This is a genomic window from Candidatus Paceibacterota bacterium (genome assembly GCA_028697015.1).
Lineage (GTDB): Bacteria > Patescibacteriota > Minisyncoccia > Minisyncoccales > GWA2-38-27 > JAQVFW01.
The window spans coordinates 1-2,551 of the sequence record JAQVFW010000020.1 but is presented as its reverse complement, the minus strand read 5'-3'; the positions used below and the strand labels follow the sequence as shown (position 1 = coordinate 2,551).

Annotated in this window: 2 protein-coding genes and 1 pseudogene; all 3 read right to left on the bottom strand. The window is 66.6% G+C overall.

Annotated elements, in window-relative coordinates:
- Positions 1-131: 131 nt before the first annotated feature.
- On the bottom strand, positions 132-1,013 hold the full coding sequence (locus PHH50_03780; GenBank protein ID MDD3729397.1) for a Gfo/Idh/MocA family oxidoreductase: 882 nt from the start codon (positions 1,011-1,013) through the stop codon (positions 132-134).
- 121 nt (positions 1,014-1,134) lie between these two features.
- Positions 1,135-1,548 (bottom strand): annotated as a pseudogene (locus PHH50_03775) (glycosyltransferase).
- Between the two features lie 581 nt (positions 1,549-2,129).
- Positions 2,130-2,551 (bottom strand): hypothetical protein (locus tag PHH50_03770; GenBank protein ID MDD3729396.1); only part of this gene is annotated, 422 nt, incomplete at its 5' end.

Sequence of the window (2,551 nt, the reverse complement as noted above, 5' to 3'; positions counted from 1 at the left end):
CGTACTCACACACCACCGGCAGGTGCGCCTGCTCCCAGGCGCGGTAGTTGTCCCGGAAATACACCTGCCTGTCAGGCAACCTTTCATCCGCCGTCACATCCAACGCGTACTGCTCGACCAGGTCCTCGGCATCAGCCAACGTCAATGTACTTCGCATCGCCATAACCTCCCGCTCGATAGCATCTCCATACGTCGGCCACTGCTCCCGCCGCGTCGTCTGCCGTCACCAGCGGCTGCGTGCCCGCCTCGATGGCCGGCAGCAGCGCGTCCCACATTGCGGCGTGGTTGTCACCGGGCCACCACGGCGCACAACGCTCGCTGCCCACGAGTCCTGCCACGTTCGGCAGCGGCTTGCACGCGCCGCTCCAGCAGCCTGCGGTGCCCCAGCATATCTGCAACGACAGCATGTCGCCGTCCTCGTACTCGATGGCAAGCTGTCCGGTGTCGGGTCCGCTGCCGCCCGCGAGGCAGCGGAACATGCCCTGCCAGTTGACGGCCTTGCCGAACAGCATGCGCGCCACGGTGGCGACGTGGACGCCGCCCTCCAGGAACGCGCCGCCGCCCTGCCACAAATCATAGCTCCACGCCTGCGACTTGTACGGGCTCATGGCCGCGACGCGCCACAGCACCTCGTCGCCGTAGTAGCCGCCGCGTACCTGCTCGCGCTGCGCGACCTGGTCGGCGCCGTAGCCCTGCGACTCGGCGATGTACAGCCGCCCGCCGCTGGTGCCCGCCACCTCTGCCGCCTGCTCCGGGTACAGACACAGCGGCTTCTCGCTCACCACCGTGCGGCCCTCGTCGAGCAGCAGGCGGATGTACTGGTAGTGATGTTGCGTCGGCACCGCCACTACCGTGATGTCAGCCTCGTGCAGCGGGCTCTGTGTCGCCGTGCCCTGCACCCGCGCCGCCAGCTTCGCGGCATGACCTGCGTCCGCATCGTAGATGCAGACCGTGTACCCGCGCTCCGCGAGTAGTCGGGCATGGATACTGCCCGCCGCGCCTGCCCCGATCACTGTTGCTGTCCGCACACTGCGCCTCCACTGCTGCTATGATTTCCGCTGCCCGTACATCCCACGAGTTCGCCGCGCACAACTGTTCCACCTCGGCGCGCTGGATCGGCGCGTCCGCCAGTGCCGCCTCGACCTGCGCGGCGATGTCGCGCGCACCTGTCGGCGCGATGTGACAGTGCGGTCTGCCGACGAGTTCCGTCATCACGCTGGTCGTCGCCAGCGGCTGCCCCATTGCCCAGTGGTCATAGAGCTTGATGGGGTCCACCGCGCGGCAGATGTCCAGATGCCGGAACGGCACAATGCCGACATCTGCCCACGCCGCCGCGGCGATGCACTCGGCGTATGGCATTTCGCCGTGGTAGATGATATTCTCAGCCTGGTTGCCGCGTACTCGGCTGTTGTCGCCGATGACGTGGAACACTACGTCGGGCAGTGCCTGCGCGGTGCGCCGGAACAGCGGCCAATCAAACCACTGCCCGGCGAGGTAGCCGATATACACGATGGTGCCCGCCTTGCTCGTCACCCAGCCCGGCGGCATGGGCCACGGGCGCGCTACAGGGGCCGCAGGGCCGCCGTTGCGCACCAGCGCACCCTCCCGCCCGGCCCACTCGCCGAACCGCTCCAGCAGCGACGGTGCGCTCGCGGTGAGCACGTCGGCGGTCTCCATGATGGCGCGCTCGTCGTCCTCGTCGTAGTAGTTCAGGTCGCCCCGCGCGCGGAACGCGGGCCAGTCGTCGATGAGGTCGTACACATAGCGCCAGCCCGCCGCCTGCAGGCGCGCGCTATGCGCGTGGAATAGCTCGATAGGGAGGGCGTTGATGACCAGGTTGCGGGGGTCGTGACACTCGGCGAGTTGGTTGATGGCGCGCCGGAAGCGCGGCTTGTCCAGCGTGTAGATGTTGCTCATCTGCTCGCATCCGGCGATCATGGGGTTGTGGTAGACAACGCCGTATCCCATGCGCTCGAAGCATCGGGCGAGTTGCACAGGGCGTTGCCCGCCGCCGCAACTACTCCACCGGCACCCGCTGAGCATGACTATCAGCGGCTCCGGTGGCAGCGGCACAGGGCGAGGCTTGACGAGTGCGGCACGGCTCTGCGGCATGGTATATCCTCCCGTTGTTATATGGTGGTTCTGCGCGTTACATCGCCCGTTACCGTGAAGTTCCCCCGGAGCAGCGTCGTGATTGCCCCGGTGTCGCTGATGGCCTGTATGTCATACCGCAGAGTTGCCTCTACCTCGCACTGGTCGGTCTCGGCCTTGCCAACGGCGAACGTGAACACGCCATCTTCGGGCGTGGTCAGAGCTGCCTCGACCTGGAACAGCGCGTCCGTGTCGTCTGCGCTCGTGCTGTACTGGTCGGGCCGTACCGTGAGATAGATGGTGTAGCCAGTGATGTCGTGGTCTTCCCACGTGATCTGCAGGCTGTTGTCGTCGTCGCGCACCACTGCGATGCTCGCGTCCTCGCCTATGCACTCACCGCCGGTTACGGTGAGCGATGTCGTCTGCGCGCTGAGCGTGATATTGCCGGATGCCTGCGCGG